This is a genomic window from Pseudomonas sp. R1-15 (assembly GCF_051132085.1).
GTDB lineage: Bacteria > Pseudomonadota > Gammaproteobacteria > Pseudomonadales > Pseudomonadaceae > Aquipseudomonas.
In genome coordinates, this window is record NZ_CP071660.1 from 2,280,790 (window position 1) to 2,296,215 (window position 15,426).

The window sequence follows — 15,426 nt, forward strand, 5'->3', positions numbered from 1 at the left end:
TTTCTAGTACCCCATTCGTTCATCTGAGGCAGAAAAACGGGCGCTTCCAGCGCCCGTTCTCTTTCACCCCTCAACCCCCTCCTGAAGCCGCCGCCCAATCACCTCCAACAAATCACACCCATCCCTTAGCGGAATCGCCAGCAACTGCGCGAAATCCGAAAGCACTACCGTATCGCTACCAATCTCGGCACGAAACGCAATATTTTCCAGAACCTGTGTCACGACCCGAATACGGTAATCAGCCGTAGCATGAAGGACGTCAAGTGGTGCCTGACTATCAATCAGCAGCGAAGCCGGGGTGCAGTCGATGCCGGTGATGGGGATGTATCTTTCCATGGGATTGCTCCGATCAGATTAATGGGCTGATCCGATCGCAGGTCGCCAAACCTGGTCGCCCTTCCAAGCGACGCAACCGACTATAAGTTCAAGTACCCGTCAGGAACAGGTGACCATTTCCGAGAGTCGCGTAGGAATTATCACAACTCACCCCCAACGCGTCCCCAACACAATCCCCTGCGCCTTGAACCCCTCAAGCGCAGCCACTCCCATCGGCATCATCTCTCGCACCGACACCCCAGTCACCTCAGCTAACGCCACCAAATGCTCGCGCCCACTGCGCCGATTCTCCATCAGCGAAACCAACAGCGCATACGCCATCGGCGCCATCCGCGAAAACGTCACTTGCCATTCGCGCCGCTGCAGCAGCACCAAGGTCGGGGCCGCAGGCTTTTCGGTGGGCTGATAATCCGGCCCGATGTCGCACACCGGCCATTCATAGGCATGTGCCTGCGCGAGTCGGGAGATCACGGGGGCGCCTTCCATCAGATCGCCGTGGGGATTGTGTGACGGCGCCGCCGCATCGCTCAGCAGCAGGGCGCTTTCGCTCCATTCGTGCTGGGCGAGTTCGGGTAGCCATGGTGGGAAATCGTGCAGACCCTCGTGTTGCTCCAGGTAGGCGACAAATTCGCCGGCCAGCTGTGTGAACAGCGGCGTCTGGCAGCGGCAGTTGGCGTAGAAGTCGTGGACCAGTCGTTGCCAGTCGGCGCGCGGCAGGGTTTGGTGGGTGACCGGGAAGCTGGCGGCGAGCAGTGATTCGATGTTGCCGATGAACAGTTGGCGGTAGATGGCCAGGCGTCGGGCTTCCAGCCCGGGTGGGGGCGGGTGGTCGGGGTTGCGGACGAAGTTGGCCATGCAGTTGAGTTGGTCGAGCAGTTGTTCAGGCATGGCGGGCCTCCGGGGTTGCCGGGTAGGCGAGTTGTTGAAGCTGTTTGATCTGCCCGACTTCGGCGAGCAGTTCGGTCAACGGCGGGAAGTTGAAGTCGCGTTCCAGCAATGTCGGCACCGGTCCGAATCGTTGGTAGGTCTGGTACAGAAGCGTCCAGACGTCTTGCTTGACGGCCGCGCCGTGGGTGTCGATTTTCAGGTCGTCGGCTTCGTCGTAATGGCCGGCGACGTGCAGGTAGCTGACGCGTTGCGCGGGCAGGGCGGCGAGGAATTTCTGGGCGTCGTAGCGGTGGTTGATGGCGTTGACGTAGAGGTTGTTGACGTCCAGCAGCAGGTCGCAGTCGGCTTCTTCGAGGACTGCGGTGATGAAGTCGATTTCGCTCATGGCCTGGAAGGGCGCGGCGTAGTAGGAGATGTTTTCCACGGCAATGCGCTGGCCCAGTAGGTCCTGGGTCTGGCGTATGCGCGCGGCGACGTGGTGCACGGCTTCTTCGGTGAACGGGATTGGCAAGAGGTCGTAGAGGTGGCCGCTGGCGGAGCAATAGCTCAGGTGCTCGCTGTAGATCGCCACGCCGTAGCGATCGAGAAAGCGGCGTGTGCCCCGCAGCAGGTCGAGGTCGAGAGGTTGTGGGCCGCCGAGGGACAGGGACAGGCCGTGGCAGGTGATGGGGTGCCTTGCGGCCAGTTGATCGAGTTGTTCGGCGTAGACACCACCGACGCCGATCCAGTTATCCGGCGCGCATTCGAGGAAATCCGCGGCGCCCGAGGGCATTTTCAGCAAGTCGCCAAGCATGGCGCGACGCAGGCCGAGCCCGGCGCCGTTGGGTGAAGTGAAGGTGCTCATCGCAATTCTCCAGGGATGGCCAGACCCTCCCGGTGTGAACCGCCGGGAGGGCGCGGGCGAAGGGCTTTATTCCTTGGCTTGGCTCATGCGGGTGAACAGCTCGGTGGGGACTTTCTTGCCATTGGCGGTGTATTGGCCGGTGCGGTATTTGTAGGTTTCCGCTTCGGACAGGTAACCGTCGTGGTTGCTGTCCATCTTTTCGAACTCGGCTTTTTCGGTCGGCGCCACGCTGAGGAATTCCTTCAGCGACACGCGATCATCTTTGTCGGTGTCAGTGCGGGAGAAGGATGCGTCGCCACATTTGCCTTCGCCGCATTTGCCTTCGGCCTGGGTGATTTTTTTACCCGATTCGGCGGCGCCGCATTTGCCTTCGCCGCACTTGCCTTCGGAGGTTTTTTCCGCCGAGGCCAGTTGATAACCCTGGGGCAGGGCGTCGACCGCGAAAGCCGACTGGGCGAGGCTCAAGCCGCCGGACAGGGCGAGGGCGGCAAGGGCGAGGCGAGCGGTGTTCGAGTTTTTTGTACGGGTCATGAGATTTCTCCAGATAAGAGCAGTGTGGCCCCTGGCAACGTTGCGCGGGGCGTGTGCCGTGGCGGCGTCACGTTGCTTGCCCGGTGCTGGGCACGTCGGGTCGAAGCAAGGCGCGACTGGCCTGTTCGGACGGGGCCATTTGGCGCTTGTCGTGTATCTGGGATGTGTCGTGCGGCGGTGTGTTTGTATTGCTGTGTGTCGCGGATACAGAGCGCTGCAGGGGGCCGCGCTCAGGTCAGATCATGCAAGTCCTTGCCCAGCGCAGGCCCGAGCGTCCAGTCGGAAAAAGCGACTTTCAAGCCGCCGCGCTTGGGGCTGCACGCCATCGGGCCGACGCGGTAGGTCGGTGCGATGGGAAACGGGCATAAGCGCACCAGCGGCCAACGAAGTCCATCGGCGGAAACCTGCAAGCGCAGTACGCCATTGGCGACCGTGGCGCGCATCCAGAAGTCGTTGGGATCGGCGGCGTACGGGCTGGTCGCCCAGTCGGATTGTCCGTCGGTGAGTACGCTGCCGAGCATCGCCTGGCCGTCGCTCAGTTCAATCCCGGCCTTGACCCATTGGCGTTCGTTGATGCGGACCATGAGACCGGCCTGGTCGTACAGGGCTTCGAAGGTGCCGCGGATGCGTAGCTGGCAGGTGAAGCTGGGTGGGGCTTCGACGCCGAGGAAATGGCCGCTGTCGTGGGTGAAGCCGTAGTGGGTTTCGCGCCAGAAGTCAGTGTTGGTGTCGGTTTCCAGGCGCAGGGAATTCGTTGTGGCGGTGCTGTGGATTTTGGGTTCGTTCAGCCATGAGCCGTTTAGCAGGCTGTGGGGGGGTGTATTGGGTTTGTCAGGCATCGTCGTGCTCCTGGTTCGAGGGGTTTGGAGTCGACAGATGAGCTGGGGGGTAGTTCAGAAAGAGGGGGCTGCTGCGCAGCCCAGCGGGAGCAAGCTCCCTCGCCACGGGTTTGGTGTGTTTCTTACAGAAAATGGTCGCTTATGGGGTGAATGAACGAAATCTCTGACGACTTTTTAGGGTTGGCTTTCGGAAGTGCCGCGCCTAGCATGGGCTAGCACAACGCTGTGTGAAGAACTTCATATCGTGAGGATAAATCGATGCTGGGAAGTCAGGATGTCAAGCTTCAGTATGCCCGCACTTTGGATCATGCGACTGAGGGGTTCGGCAGCCAGTCGTTGGCTCAAGACTGGTTGAAGAAACCCTGCAGGTACCTGGACGGTCATGTGCCCTTGGAGTTGATCGACAAGCCGCTGGGCTTTCAAACGGTAAAGGATTACCTGCGCCGTATCGAGCAAGGGGTTTATCAATGAATCCCTTGCCTGGATACGCGATGATTGTTGGGTTGCTTGATCGCGCATGTCTTTACTTCTTGACCGAATAATCCGCCCCCCAGACCCGAACGGCACTGACCGCTTCGTTCATGCCTTCGAAAACGAATTTCTGCCGCACGGCGATCTTCGGTGGGACGGTGACTTCGTCGGGGTTGTCCAGACCGGTGAGGCGGTTGGCGTAGCCGGCCTGGTCGATGGCCAGCAGGGTGCCGGTTTGTCCGAGGTTGATCAGGCGCAGCTGGGTATCGGTGCTGTTCTTGAAGCCGAGGGTGATGGTGACGTTTTCTTCGCTTGGCTCAAGCTTCAGCACTTCGATGGTGATGCGGTCTTTCATTTGCTCGCCGGAGGAGATGATCGCGGCGCCATCGGTGCCCTGGACCGACTCGCGCCCGTCGAGCACGCCTTCGCTCACACCGCCCAACAGGTTCTTGCCTGCGGTGATGAACGACGAGACCGCGGATTTGGTCGAGTCCTTGATGACGCTTTCCGCCGGCTCGCCCTCGGCCAGGCACAGAGAGCTGATCAGAAGACCTGAGACTAAGAGGGTGGCGCGTGACGGCAGAAGGGGCATACCTGAATCCTTTAGGGTGGCTAGCAGCACGCCGGGCAAATGAGCGTGCGGCATGATAGCCGGGATCATGGCGTACTTCTGCAGTTCTGGCTTGGCGGGTTTCTGGCTTTATGCGCTGATCCGCATTTTTTGGTTGCAGGTGCGTCTGTAACGGTATCAGTTACCACTCCACAATTCGGCCGTGCCGCAATGACTCTATTGGGAGAATGCTCATGGCGAAGATGGCGATTTTTCTGGCGTTGACGCTGCTGATTGGTGTGCTGGCGACGATCTCGCCTGTTTGAAGCGTTTTCCCTGTGGCGAGGGAGCTTGCTCCCGCTGGGGCGCGCAGCGGCCCTGAACCCTGGCAACTCGATCTGCAACGGCGCCTCCGAGTGTTTGGGGCCGCTGCGCAGCCCAGCGGGAGCAAGCTCCCTCGCCACGGGCCGAGCGTCGATCAGCGATGCAATATCACCTGCGCAATCTCCTGCAACGGCATCACCCGCTGCGCGGCGTTGAGTTTGATGGCTTCCTTGGGCATGCCGAACACCACGCAGCTAGCCTCGTCCTGGGCCACCGTGGCGCTGCCGGCGTCGAGCATTTCCTTGAGGCCGCGGGCGCCGTCGTCGCCCATGCCGGTCATGATGATGCCCGTGGCGTTACGGCCGGCGAACTTCGCCACCGAGCGGAACAGCACATCCACCGAAGGGCGATGGCGATTGACCAGCGGGCCGTCCACTACCTGCACTTGATAGAACGCGCCGCTGCGGGTCACCATCATGTGCTTGCCGCCGGGGGCGATGAGGGCCAGGCCCGGGTGGATGCGGTCGTTGTTTTTCGCTTCGCGCACTTCGATCTGGCAGAGGCTGTTGAGCCGCGCGGCGAACGATGCAGTGAATTTTTCCGGCATGTGCTGGACGATGACGATGCCCGGACATACCCGTGGCAGGGCGGTAAGCACTGCTTCCAGCGCCTGGGTGCCGCCGGTGGAGGTGCCCATGGCGACGATGCGTTCGGTGGTCTGGGCCATGGCGTGGCCGTTGGCGGCGGGCAGCATGGCGTCGGCGGTGAGTTTGGTCGCCGGCGTCAGCGGCGCCGCCGGAGCCGGGCGCTTGCCCAGGTTGCGGACGTTGACCTGGGCGGCGGCGCGGATGGCGGACACCAGTTCCGGGGCCGATTCCAAAAGGAAGTTCTTCAAGCCGCTGGTGGGTTTGGTGATGATTTCCACCGCACCGGCGGCCATGGCTTGCAAGGTGGTTTCCGCGCCCTTGGGCGTCAGCGACGAGCAGATCACCACCGGGGTAGGCCGTTCGCTCATGATTTTTTTCAGGAAAGTGATGCCGTCCATGCGTGGCATTTCCACGTCCATCACGATCACGTCGGGCCATTCCTTCGCCAGTTTGTCCATGGCGAAGATCGGGTCGGAAGCCGCACCGATGACGTTGATGTCCGGCGTGTCACTCAGGATCGCCAACAATACCTGGCGGACCACGGCGGAATCATCCACCAGCAATACGTTTATTTTTTTGCCTGACATGGTTAGTGCAGGGTCCTTATCGGTTGGTGCCTGACCCAGACGTCGCCCGTGCAAAGGTCGAAAATGATGCTGCGGTGGCCGGTGCTGCCCATGTCCTGGGCGATCAGGTCCAGGCGATAGAGCGCGGCCATCTCCAGCGCCGCGTTGACGTTGGACCGCGCCACGTCGCCGAATGCCACATGGCGTTGCAGTTCGGGAAACATCTCGCCGCCGCCGAACAGCTTGAGCTGGTATTCCTCAGGCTCGGTGCGATGGGCCCGGGCCTGTCGGACGAACAGCTCGATGGCTTCATCGGCGTACATCCCGTTCAGCGCGGTGGAGCAACGCACCCGGCTGGGCAACATGAAGTGACACATGCCGCCGATCTTGCGTTGCGGGTGCCAGAGCGTGATTGCCACGCAGGAGCCGAGGATCGTCCGCAGCCGGGTCGGGCAGGTCGCAAAGCGAAACTCTCCCGGCCCGAGGTAGACCTCCGCTACCTGCTTCATCGCGGCGCTCATGGCTTGCGATAAATCGAAGGGGCGACCAACTTCAGCGCATCGGACACGCCATTGAGGCTCTCCGAATGGCTGACGATGAAATAGCCGCCGGATTTGAGCCGAGGGATCAGCCGCGCAACCACTTTGCTTTTGGTGGGCTGGTCGAAATAGATCATCACGTTGCGCAGAAAGATTACGTCGAACTCCCCCAGCTCCGGCAGGGTGTCGTTGAGGTTGACCTGGATGAAGTTGACGCGGTTGCGCAGTGCCCGATCGATGAGCATCGTGCCTTGCTGGCTGCCTGTGCCCTTGAGGCAATATTTCACCAGCAACGGATGGGGCAGGTTGCGCGCGCGCTCCATCGGGTAATGCCCGGAACGGGCCTTGGCCAGCACCTGGGTGCTGATGTCCGAACCGATGACTTCCCATGGCGTGGTGCCCAGGCTTTCGGCCAGGGTCATGGCGAGGCTATAGGGCTCCTCGCCGGAGGAACTGGCCGCGCTCCACAGGCGGAAGGTCTTGCCCGGCGTCGCGTGGGGCAGCACATGGTCGCGAAGAAAGTCGAAGTGCTTGGGCTCGCGGAAAAAATAGGTTTCGTTGGTCGTGAGCAGGTCCAGCGCCACCTGCAATTCGTCGCTGCGCTGGCCGCTCATGATCAGTTTGAAATATTCGCCATAACTGTCCAGCTCATAGTGCTTGAGGCGCTTGAACAGCCGCCCGGCCACCAGGGCTTTCTTGGCTGGCGACAGGTTGATGCCGGCGGCCTGGTACAGCCAGGTTTGAAACTGGCTGAACTCCCGGTCGCTGAGGGCCATTGAATTCACTGTGCGTTCCTTGCAAGTGTCTGTGCTCATGAGGCTGGCGCTTCCAACGCAGCGGGGCTGGCCTGGGCGAGCTCGGACATCTCGTCGATGGACAGCACCCGGTCGACCTCCAGCACGATGACAAACTTGCCATCGACCTTGGCCATGCCGCTGATGAAGTCGGCGCGGATCTTCGCGCCGAAACTCGGCGGTGGTTCGATCTGCGAGGCCGGGATCTCCAGCACCGCCGACACCGTGTCCACCAGCAGGCCGATATCCTGGGCCTGACCATCAGCGCTGGCGGCCTCGATGATGACCACGCAGCTGCGCCGGCTGATGGCGGAATTTGGCCGGCCGAAACGGGCCGACAGGTCCACCACCGGCACGACCGCACCCCGCAGGTTGATCACCCCGCGCACGAAGGCCGGCATCATCGGCACGACGGTCAGGTTGCCGTACTCGATGATTTCCTTGATGCACAGGATGCCGATGGCGAACATCTCCGTGCCGAGCATGAACGTCAGGTACTGCGCTTCTTCCTCGACCGCGCTGACGGTCTGACGTGTGGTCGCGATGGCGCCCATAGCTTTTTCTCCTTTAGGCAAGCCTGTGGAACCGGGCCATCAGAACCGGGTGAATTCCGATTCGTCCGGCGCGCTGGCCATGTTGTAGGCAAATGCCTTGGGCATCACCGGTGCCGGTGCCCGTGCCGGTTTGCGGCTGGACGGCCCCGGGGTGTTATCGACCCTGGCGCTCTGCATGGCGGACTTGGCTGGCGTGTCCAGGGTGAAGAAGCTCATGGCCTGTTGCAGCTGTTCGGCCTGGCTGCTCATCTCTTCGGCGGTGGCGGCCAGTTCTTCGCTGCTGGAGGCGTTCTGCTGGGTCACCTGGTTGAGCTGGGTCATGGCGGTGTTGATCTGCGCCACGCCGGCGGCCTGTTCTTCGGAGGCAGCACTGATTTCCTGCACCAGATCCGAAGTCTTGTTGATGGACGGGACCATTTCGTTGAGCAGGTTCCCGGCCTTCTCCGCCATGTCGACGCTGCTGGACGACAGTTCGCCGATTTCCTGGGCGGCAACCTGGCTGCGCTCAGCCAGTTTGCGCACTTCGGCGGCGACCACCGCGAAGCCTTTGCCGTGTTCGCCGGCGCGGGCCGCTTCGATGGCGGCGTTGAGCGCCAGCAGGTTGGTCTGGTAGGCGATGTCGTCGATGATGCTGATGCGCTGGGCGATTTTTTTCATCGCCACCACGGTCTGCTGCACCGATTCGCCGCCGTCGGTGGCTTCCTTGGCGGCCTTGCTGGCCATGCCGTCGGTAACCTTGGCGTTCTCGGTGTTCTGGTTGATGCTGGCGCTCATCTGCTCGATGGAGGCGCTGGTTTCCTCGACGCTGGCCGCCTGTTCGCTGGTGGCCTGGCTCATCGATTGCGCGGTGGCGCTGACTTCTTCGGAGGCGCTGGCGAGGTTGTCCGCCGCGTTGCGCACTTCACCGATGATGTGCGAGAGCTTGCCAACCATATTCTGCATGGCATTGAGCACCATGCCGGTTTCGTCCTTGGAGCCGGCTTCGATTTTCGCGTTCAGGTTACCTTCGGCCAGTTGTTCGGCGACGGCGGCGGCCTGCTTCAGCGGACGGGAAATGATCCGCGAAATGAACAGCGCCAGACCCAGGCCCACCAGCAGGGCGGCAGCCAGCACGGCGATGATCGACAGGCGTGCATTCTCGTACAGCTGGGTGCCGTGTTCGCTGGCGGCGCCGGCACCGACGTCGTTCAGTTCCACGAGTTTTTGCAGGTCGCTTGTCACCAGGTCGAACTGGCGTTTGGACTCGCCTTTGAGCAGCGCCATGGCTTGCTCGGTCTGGTTCTGCCGGGACAGCGCGAACAGGTCCTTGCTGACCACCAGGTAAGCGGCCCAGTCGTTGCGGGTGGTTTCGAACAGTTGACGGTCTTCGGCGGTGGAGAGCAGTTTTTCATAGGTGCCGAGACGGGTTTCGAAGGCCTTTTTCGCTTCGTCGGCTTCCTGCTCCAGCGTTACGCGTTCTTGCTCGGAGTCGGCGGAAATATGACGGTTTTCCTTGAGGCGAAAGCTCGCTGCGTAGAAGCGCATGCCCGAGGCGGCGCGCATGGACGGCATCCAGTTCTCGCGGATCTCGGTGGTGGTGCCGTTCACCTGGCCCAGCTGGTGGATCGAAAACACGCCCATGACGGCGGTCAGCGCCAACACCACGAGGAACGAGGTGATCAGTTTGGTGGCGATTCTAAGGTCGTAGAACCATTTCATTGGGGAATACCTCTCCATGGAGTGTTGAAGCGTCAGCGAGCGTTGGCTTGTTGTAATGGGGTCGGGTTGTAGCGGTTTTCTGTTTGTGCGATCTGGGTGAGCAGGGCAGGTACGTCGAGAATCAACGCCACCGCACCGCTGCCCAGAATGGTCGAGCCGCTGATGCCGCGCAGTGCGCCGAACAGCTTGCCCAAGGGTTTGATCACGGTCTGGAATTCACCCAGCAGGTCATCCACCACCAGCCCGGCCTTGAGTTCGGCGTAGCGCACCACCACCACGTTCTGCCGGCGCGAGGCCGGGCCTTCGTGATGGAAGTGATCGCGCAGGTACACCAGCGGCAGCACTTCGCCGCGCAGGTCGAGGTAGCCCTGTTCGCGACTGGCGACGCCATCGTCTTCACTCAGTTCGATGCATTCCTGGACCATGTCCAACGGAATCACATAGGTGGACTGGCCGATGCCGACGAGGAAGCCATTGATGATCGCCAGCGTCAGCGGCAGGCGGATGCGCACCACGGTGCCCTTGCCCGGTTGGCTGTCGAGGTCGACGGTGCCGCGCAGCAGTGTGATGTTGCGCTTGACCACGTCCATGCCCACACCGCGCCCGGACAGGTTGGTGACGGCCTGGGCGGTGGAGAAGCCGGGTTCGAAAATCAGGTTGTAGATTTCCTGGTCGCTCAGGTTCGCGCCGGCGGCGATCAGGCCGCGCTCGTGGGCTTTTTCCAGGATGCGGTCGCGGTTCAGGCCGGCGCCATCGTCGGCGATTTCCAGCACGATGCTGCCCGAGTCGTGGTAGGCGTTGAGGTGCAGGTGACCCTTGGCCGGTTTGCCGGCGGCCATCCGCGCCTCGGCGGTTTCGATGCCGTGGTCCATGGCGTTGCGCAGCAGGTGCATGAGCGGGTCGCCGATCTTTTCCACGACGGTCTTGTCCAGCTCGGTTTCCGCGCCGCTGATGATCAGGTCGATGTCCTTGCCCAGTTCCTGGCTGACGTCGCGCACCACCCGGCGAAAGCGGTTGAAGGTTTCGCCGATGGGGATCATCCGCAGGCGCAGGGCGCCGTCGAGAATCTCTTCCACCAGCCCGGACACCGATGAGGTGGCTTCCTGCAACGGGTCGTTCTGGCACGTGCGGGCCAGCAGGCTGGCGCCGGCACTGGCGATCACCAGCTCGCCGACCAGGTTGATCAGTTCGTCGAGTTTGTCGGCGTTGACCCGGACGTACGTGCCGTCCCTGCTTTTGCCGTCGCTGGCCACGGCCTGTTTGTCGGGCGCGACCTGGGCCGGCATGCGCGGGGTCTTGCGCTGGTCTGGCAACAGCTCGCCGGTGGTGACCATGGCGGTGCTTTCTTCGCTGGCTGTCTGGGCGGTGGTGACCAAATCGGTGCTCGCCTGGGACTCTGCCTCTGGCGCGGCAACGATCTCGATCACGCAATCTTCGCGAACAAAATCGAAGACTTCGTTGATCGCGGCATGACCGGCGGCGGAGCGAAACCCGATATCAAAACCCAGGTAGCAGGATTCGGCATCCCAGGCTTCGATAGCCGGCATCGCTTCGGTCAGCGTGGTGATCTCGACGATCTCACCGAGGGTCTGCAGATAGCGCAGGAACGACAGCGGGTCCATGCCATTGCGGAACACTTCCTGGCCAAAGCGCAGGCTGATGTGCCAGAGGCGCGCGTCGGTTGACTCGCTCGTTTCAGTTGCCTCTGCGGTAGTGGTTTCGGGCGCGGTCGGGGGCGCCTGGTATTCCTGGAGGATCTGGCACAACTCCATTTCCCGAGCCAGGGCAGGGGGCTGCAACGTCGAGCCCTGGTTGGCGACCACGTCGATCAGTTCGAGCATGTGATCGCCGGACTTGAGCAGCACCGCGATCAGGCCCGGGTCCACCGCGACGCTGCCTTCACGCAAGCGGTCGAGCACGTCTTCGACGATGTGGGTGAAGCTGACGATCGGCTCCAGGCCGAACAGCCCGGCCGAGCCCTTGATGGTGTGGGCCGCGCGGAAAATTGCGCCAATGGCGTCATCGTCGGCGGGGTCGTTTTCCAGCTGCAGCAGCGATTCTTCCATCGCCTGCAGCTGCTCTCGTGCCTCGACGATAAACGTTTGTTGTGCCTGATCGAGATTGATGCTCACGCTCATATCCTTTGTCGTGTCCGACGTGTCGCAGGGCCTCTAGGCAACGAGGTTGCACAGGGCGAGTGTCTCCGTAACGGCTTTGCTCTGGCCGGTCACCGTCAGTTGGGTCCCGGCCTTGGGTGCTTCGCGCTGAATCATCAGCAGCAGTTGCAGGCCGGCGCCGTCCATCTCGGTGATCTGCGACAGGTCCAGTGCCATGTTCGGCGTGGCCCCCAGCCGTGGCAGCAATTGTGCGGCCAGGTCGGCGGCGGTGTAGATCGTCAGCTCGCCGTCGATCTGCACCTGCGCGGTGTCATCTTCTGTTTCGTACAGCAACGGCATCGAAGCCTCCGGCCATCAAGGAAGAATCAGCTTGGATACCGCCGCCAGCATCTGCGCCGGTTGGAACGGCTTGACCACCCAGGCCTTGGCGCCTGCGGCCTGGCCTTCCTGCTTCTTCGATTCCTGGGATTCGGTGGTGAGCATGATGATCGGCGTGAACTTGTAGCTGGCGAGCTTCTTGACCTCCTTGACGAAGGTGATGCCGTCCATGTTCGGCATGTTCACGTCGCTGATGATCAGGTGCACTTTCTGCCCGGTGAGCTTGCCCAATGCGTCCTTGCCATCGCTGGCTTCGATCACGTCGTAGCCGGCACTTTTCAACGCGATGCCGACTACCTGCCGAACGCTCGCGGAGTCGTCGACAACCAATACACTTTTAGCCATGAACGGCTCTCCTAAAAGAAGGTTATTTCCTGTGAAGTCTGTTGCGCGGCCGAGTCGCCATGATGATTGCGGCGTTGCTCGTCGGTGGCGTAGGTGGTTTCCATGCGCGCCAGCCATTGGCGGGCGTCGATGGAGGCAGCGTGGTCCGGCGACTGGCTGGCCTGCTGCATATGCACATGCAGGTCCTCGATGTTGTCGCGCACGTGGCTGAGGATCTGGCTGACCCGATCCTGGAATTGGAGATTGACCAGCACTTCGGTGAGCTCGTCGCGAATGCCGAAGCTTTCCCGTTGCAGCATGTCGGCCGAATCGGCGAGACGCTCAGTGACGCTTTTGAAGCGTTCCAGCACGCGCTGAATGCTGCCTTCGGACACGGCCACGGACTGGCTGTCCTGGTCGGCGCCGCTGGAGGCGGCCTGGACCAGTTGGGTGATGGCGGTATTGATGACGTCGACCTTGGCCGACATCTGTTGGCCGGTCTCGCTGGATTTGCTCGACAGTGCGCGCACCGCATCGGCCACCACCGCAAAACCGCGCCCGGCTTCGCCCGCCCGGGCGGCCTCGATGGCGGCGTTCAGGGCCAGCAGGTTGGTCTGGGCGGCAATCGCCGCGACATCGGCGGCCATGGTCCGCAGTTCGCCGGTGTAGGCGGTCAGGTTGCGGACCTGGGTCAGGGTTTCATCACGGCTGGCCTGGGTGGTTTTCAGCGAGTCGATGACCTTGACCAGTTCACCTTCGCTCTGCGCCAGTACCTGGACGGCACCGCCACCGCCGCTGCCGGCCAACTCGCCGGCGGCCTGTTGCGAGGCTTGCACGGTCTCTTCGAGGCGCGAAGAGATGCCGGTGAAGCGGCTGGTCAGCGAGACGATTGCGGTTTCAGTCTGCTGGCGTGAACTTTCAACTTGCTTGGCCCAGATCGGCATCGCGCCGAGGATCACTTCGTTGAGCTGCGCGGTGGCTTTATGGGAAACATGACCGGCGGCTTGCAACTCGTGGCGGGTGATGGCCGCGGCCGTCGCCTCGTCGAGTTGAAGACGTTGTGAACGCGCGCCCCAGATGCCGACGGCCACGCCAAGAACCACCAGCACGATGCTCAAACCGATGTTCTGTGTGCTCGCACCGTTAAGTGCCAGCACGCCAACGCTTGCGGCGATGGCCACGATCAAGGCGTGCCAGAGAATGCGTGGTTGGGTTTTGGCGGGGGAGTGGTCGTGGGAATACGACGTCATGGTTCGGTCCTTGAACAGTGTTGCTGACAGGATATTTGCTGATGACTGGTTATCTGCAAAGCCGACGCGGTCTTGAGGACCAGTCGTCCGGTTTCGACAAAAATAATGGCACATTGCTATCTAAGGATAGACGAAATCCATGAATTGTCGAGGAGGCCTGCCCTGCGGATAACCCGTGGCGAGGGAGCTTGCTCCCGCTGGGCCGAGCAACGGCCCCGTTTTAATCGGGTTTAGCCAGAAGTAATCAGCCTTATGGATTTTGGGCCTGCTGCGCAGTCCAGCGGGAGCAAGCTCCCTCGCCACAAAGGCGACATCTCTGCAACAGAACGAGAGGATTGAGCTAAATTACCCGGCATTGATTTCGAACCTGCCATCGAGCCCCCATGCCTGCCCAGCCGCTCTGGAAAACCTACCTGCTGTTCCTGGCCCCCATGGTCCTGTCCAATTTCCTCCAGTCGATGTCCGGTACGCTCAACAGCATCTACATCGGCCAGATGCTCGGCACCCAGGCTTTGGCGGCGGTGTCGGGAATGTTCCCCATCGTGTTTTTCTTCATCGCCCTGGTGATTGGACTGGGCGCGGGGGCGGGCGTGTTGATCGGGCAGGCCTATGGCGCCGGCGAGACCGGAACGGTGAAGGCGATCGCCGGCTCGACGTTGCTGTTGGGGGCGATCATCGGGTTGGTGGCCGCGGTGTTGGGCAGCGTCTTTGCTCGCGAGGCCCTGCAAGGGCTCGGCACGCCCGACGATGTGCTCGAAGATGCCATTTCTTACGCGCGGGTGATGATGTGGATCCTGCCGATGCTACTGGTGTTCGTGCTCTTCACCCAGCTGCTGCGCGGTGTGAGTGATACCGTCTCGCCGCTGCTGGCGTTGCTGGTATCCACCAGCGTCGGGATGCTGCTGACGCCGGTGCTGATCCGCGGCTGGCTGGGATTGCCACAGATGGGTATCCAGAGCGCGGCGTGGGCGGGATTGGTGGGCACCGCATCGGCCATGGCCATGCTGGCGTGGCGCCTCAACCGGCGGGCGCATGCCTTGGCGCCGGACCGCGCGCTGTTCGCCGCGATGCGCCTGGACCGGGATATTCTCGCCAAGGTGCTGCGCATCGGCTTGCCGACAGGGTTGCAGATGGTGGTGATTTCGTTGTCGGAGCTGGTCGTCCTGGCGTTGGTCAATCACCACGGCTCCCAGGCCACGGCCGCCTACGGGGCGGTGACGCAGATCGTCAATTACGTGCAATTTCCGGCGCTGTCGATCGCCATCACCGCCTCGATCCTCGGCGCCCAGGCCATCGGCGCCGGACACCTGGAACGTCTCGGGCCGATCCTGCGCACGGGGCTGTTGATCAACGTCTGGCTGACCGGTGGCCTGGTGCTGCTGGGGTATCTGTTGTCCCACTGGCTGCTGGGGCTGTTCATCACCGACCCGGCGGCGCGGGTCCAGGCCGAGCACCTGCTGCACATCATGCTCTGGAGCCTGCTGGTGTTCGGCTTCCAGGCCATCATCGGCGGCATCATGCGCGCCAGCGGCACGGTGCTGGTGCCGGTGGCCATCTCGATCTTCTGCATCATCGGCGTGCAAGTGCCGGCGGCCTACCTGCTGGACGCGCACTTCGGCCTGCAAGGGGTGTGGATGGCGTTTCCGGTGGCTTACCTGAGCATGCTGATCTTGCAGGCGGTGTATTACAAACGGGTCTGGCAGCATCAGCGGATCGAGCGGTTGGTGTAATCGCCCGCCACTAAGCCCCTGTGGGAGCGAGCTTGCTCGCGATAGC

Annotated in this window: 17 protein-coding genes; 2 read left to right on the plus strand and 15 right to left on the minus strand. The window is 62.1% G+C overall.

Annotation, left to right across the window (positions count from 1 at the left end; genetic code table 11):
- Positions 1-63 precede the first annotated feature (63 nt).
- The 5 genes from J3P97_RS10435 to J3P97_RS10455 all read right to left on the minus strand — a co-directional run bounded on the left by J3P97_RS10435 (position 64) and on the right by J3P97_RS10455 (position 3,438).
- Positions 64-336, minus strand: a complete 273-nt coding sequence (locus tag J3P97_RS10435; protein WP_434674083.1) for a hypothetical protein — start codon at positions 334-336, stop codon at positions 64-66.
- A 147-nt stretch (positions 337-483) separates the two neighbouring features.
- The gene (locus tag J3P97_RS10440; RefSeq protein WP_434674084.1) at positions 484-1,224 is read right to left on the minus strand and encodes an HvfC family RiPP maturation protein; all 741 of its coding nucleotides are present in this window, start codon (positions 1,222-1,224) and stop codon (positions 484-486) included.
- Positions 1,217-2,068: an HvfB family MNIO-type RiPP peptide maturase gene (locus tag J3P97_RS10445; RefSeq protein WP_434674085.1), complete on the minus strand. Its 852-nt coding sequence runs from the start codon at positions 2,066-2,068 to the stop codon at positions 1,217-1,219. The genes J3P97_RS10440 and J3P97_RS10445 overlap by 8 nt, the downstream gene beginning before the upstream one ends.
- A gap of 66 nt (positions 2,069-2,134) precedes the next feature.
- The gene (locus J3P97_RS10450; RefSeq protein ID WP_434674086.1) at positions 2,135-2,599 is read right to left on the minus strand and encodes an HvfA family oxazolone/thioamide-modified RiPP metallophore; all 465 of its coding nucleotides are present in this window, start codon (positions 2,597-2,599) and stop codon (positions 2,135-2,137) included.
- Positions 2,600-2,829: 230 nt separating this feature from the next.
- Positions 2,830-3,438, minus strand: a complete 609-nt coding sequence (locus J3P97_RS10455; protein WP_434674087.1) for a DUF1349 domain-containing protein — start codon at positions 3,436-3,438, stop codon at positions 2,830-2,832.
- Between the two features lie 258 nt (positions 3,439-3,696).
- On the opposite strand from J3P97_RS10455, the gene J3P97_RS10460 reads away from it, so the two are divergent.
- Positions 3,697-3,909, plus strand: a complete 213-nt coding sequence (locus J3P97_RS10460; RefSeq protein WP_434674088.1) for an antitoxin Xre/MbcA/ParS toxin-binding domain-containing protein — start codon at positions 3,697-3,699, stop codon at positions 3,907-3,909.
- Between the two features lie 52 nt (positions 3,910-3,961).
- Here the strand turns inward: J3P97_RS10460 and J3P97_RS10465 are convergent, their stop codons facing one another.
- The 10 genes from J3P97_RS10465 to J3P97_RS10510 all read right to left on the minus strand — a co-directional run bounded on the left by J3P97_RS10465 (position 3,962) and on the right by J3P97_RS10510 (position 13,764).
- A complete protein-coding gene (locus J3P97_RS10465; RefSeq protein WP_434624515.1) occupies positions 3,962-4,501 on the minus strand; it encodes a hypothetical protein in 540 nt (179 codons plus the stop codon).
- A 436-nt stretch (positions 4,502-4,937) separates the two neighbouring features.
- Positions 4,938-6,017, minus strand: coding sequence for a protein-glutamate methylesterase/protein-glutamine glutaminase (locus J3P97_RS10470; RefSeq protein ID WP_434674089.1), 1,080 nt, complete (start codon positions 6,015-6,017; stop codon positions 4,938-4,940).
- Between the two features lie 2 nt (positions 6,018-6,019).
- Positions 6,020-6,517, minus strand: coding sequence for a chemoreceptor glutamine deamidase CheD (cheD, locus tag J3P97_RS10475; RefSeq protein ID WP_434674090.1), 498 nt, complete (start codon positions 6,515-6,517; stop codon positions 6,020-6,022).
- On the minus strand, positions 6,514-7,350 hold the full coding sequence (locus J3P97_RS10480) for a CheR family methyltransferase (protein WP_434652663.1): 837 nt from the start codon (positions 7,348-7,350) through the stop codon (positions 6,514-6,516). The genes cheD and J3P97_RS10480 overlap by 4 nt, the downstream gene beginning before the upstream one ends.
- Positions 7,347-7,883, minus strand: a complete 537-nt coding sequence (locus J3P97_RS10485) for a chemotaxis protein CheW (protein ID WP_305495396.1) — start codon at positions 7,881-7,883, stop codon at positions 7,347-7,349. Before J3P97_RS10485 ends, J3P97_RS10480 begins: the two co-directional genes overlap by 4 nt.
- Positions 7,884-7,922: 39 nt before the next feature.
- Positions 7,923-9,581 carry a methyl-accepting chemotaxis protein gene (locus J3P97_RS10490; protein ID WP_434568919.1) on the minus strand — a complete coding sequence of 553 codons (1,659 nt, stop codon included), beginning with the start codon at positions 9,579-9,581 and terminating at the stop codon, positions 7,923-7,925.
- A 32-nt stretch (positions 9,582-9,613) separates the two neighbouring features.
- Positions 9,614-11,713 carry a chemotaxis protein CheA gene (locus J3P97_RS10495; protein WP_434603914.1) on the minus strand — a complete coding sequence of 700 codons (2,100 nt, stop codon included), beginning with the start codon at positions 11,711-11,713 and terminating at the stop codon, positions 9,614-9,616.
- A 39-nt stretch (positions 11,714-11,752) separates the two neighbouring features.
- Entirely contained in the window at positions 11,753-12,037 is a 285-nt protein-coding gene (locus tag J3P97_RS10500; protein WP_305495393.1) for an STAS domain-containing protein, read from the minus strand.
- A gap of 15 nt (positions 12,038-12,052) precedes the next feature.
- A complete protein-coding gene (locus tag J3P97_RS10505) occupies positions 12,053-12,421 on the minus strand; it encodes a response regulator (RefSeq protein ID WP_042730627.1) in 369 nt (122 codons plus the stop codon).
- 11 nt (positions 12,422-12,432) lie between these two features.
- Positions 12,433-13,764: a methyl-accepting chemotaxis protein gene (locus J3P97_RS10510; RefSeq protein ID WP_434674091.1), complete on the minus strand. Its 1,332-nt coding sequence runs from the start codon at positions 13,762-13,764 to the stop codon at positions 12,433-12,435.
- A gap of 269 nt (positions 13,765-14,033) precedes the next feature.
- On the opposite strand from J3P97_RS10510, the gene J3P97_RS10515 reads away from it, so the two are divergent.
- On the plus strand, positions 14,034-15,380 hold the full coding sequence (locus J3P97_RS10515) for an MATE family efflux transporter (protein ID WP_434568917.1): 1,347 nt from the start codon (positions 14,034-14,036) through the stop codon (positions 15,378-15,380).
- Positions 15,381-15,426: the final 46 nt, after the last annotated feature.

Coding starts and splice junctions, on each gene's coding strand:
- J3P97_RS10435 (WP_434674083.1), bottom strand. CDS start 336: ATGGAAAGATACATCCCCATCACCGGCATCGACTGCACCCCGGCTTCG.
- J3P97_RS10440 (WP_434674084.1), bottom strand. CDS start 1,224: ATGCCTGAACAACTGCTCGACCAACTCAACTGCATGGCCAACTTCGTC.
- J3P97_RS10445 (WP_434674085.1), bottom strand. CDS start 2,068: ATGAGCACCTTCACTTCACCCAACGGCGCCGGGCTCGGCCTGCGTCGC.
- J3P97_RS10450 (WP_434674086.1), bottom strand. CDS start 2,599: ATGACCCGTACAAAAAACTCGAACACCGCTCGCCTCGCCCTTGCCGCC.
- J3P97_RS10455 (WP_434674087.1), bottom strand. CDS start 3,438: ATGCCTGACAAACCCAATACACCCCCCCACAGCCTGCTAAACGGCTCA.
- J3P97_RS10460 (WP_434674088.1), top strand. CDS start 3,697: ATGCTGGGAAGTCAGGATGTCAAGCTTCAGTATGCCCGCACTTTGGAT.
- J3P97_RS10465 (WP_434624515.1), bottom strand. CDS start 4,501: ATGCCCCTTCTGCCGTCACGCGCCACCCTCTTAGTCTCAGGTCTTCTG.
- J3P97_RS10470 (WP_434674089.1), bottom strand. CDS start 6,017: ATGTCAGGCAAAAAAATAAACGTATTGCTGGTGGATGATTCCGCCGTG.
- cheD (WP_434674090.1), bottom strand. CDS start 6,517: ATGAGCGCCGCGATGAAGCAGGTAGCGGAGGTCTACCTCGGGCCGGGA.
- J3P97_RS10480 (WP_434652663.1), bottom strand. CDS start 7,350: ATGAGCACAGACACTTGCAAGGAACGCACAGTGAATTCAATGGCCCTC.
- J3P97_RS10485 (WP_305495396.1), bottom strand. CDS start 7,883: ATGGGCGCCATCGCGACCACACGTCAGACCGTCAGCGCGGTCGAGGAA.
- J3P97_RS10490 (WP_434568919.1), bottom strand. CDS start 9,581: ATGAAATGGTTCTACGACCTTAGAATCGCCACCAAACTGATCACCTCG.
- J3P97_RS10500 (WP_305495393.1), bottom strand. CDS start 12,037: ATGCCGTTGCTGTACGAAACAGAAGATGACACCGCGCAGGTGCAGATC.
- J3P97_RS10505 (WP_042730627.1), bottom strand. CDS start 12,421: ATGGCTAAAAGTGTATTGGTTGTCGACGACTCCGCGAGCGTTCGGCAG.
- J3P97_RS10510 (WP_434674091.1), bottom strand. CDS start 13,764: ATGTGCCATTATTTTTGTCGAAACCGGACGACTGGTCCTCAAGACCGC.
- J3P97_RS10515 (WP_434568917.1), top strand. CDS start 14,034: ATGCCTGCCCAGCCGCTCTGGAAAACCTACCTGCTGTTCCTGGCCCCC.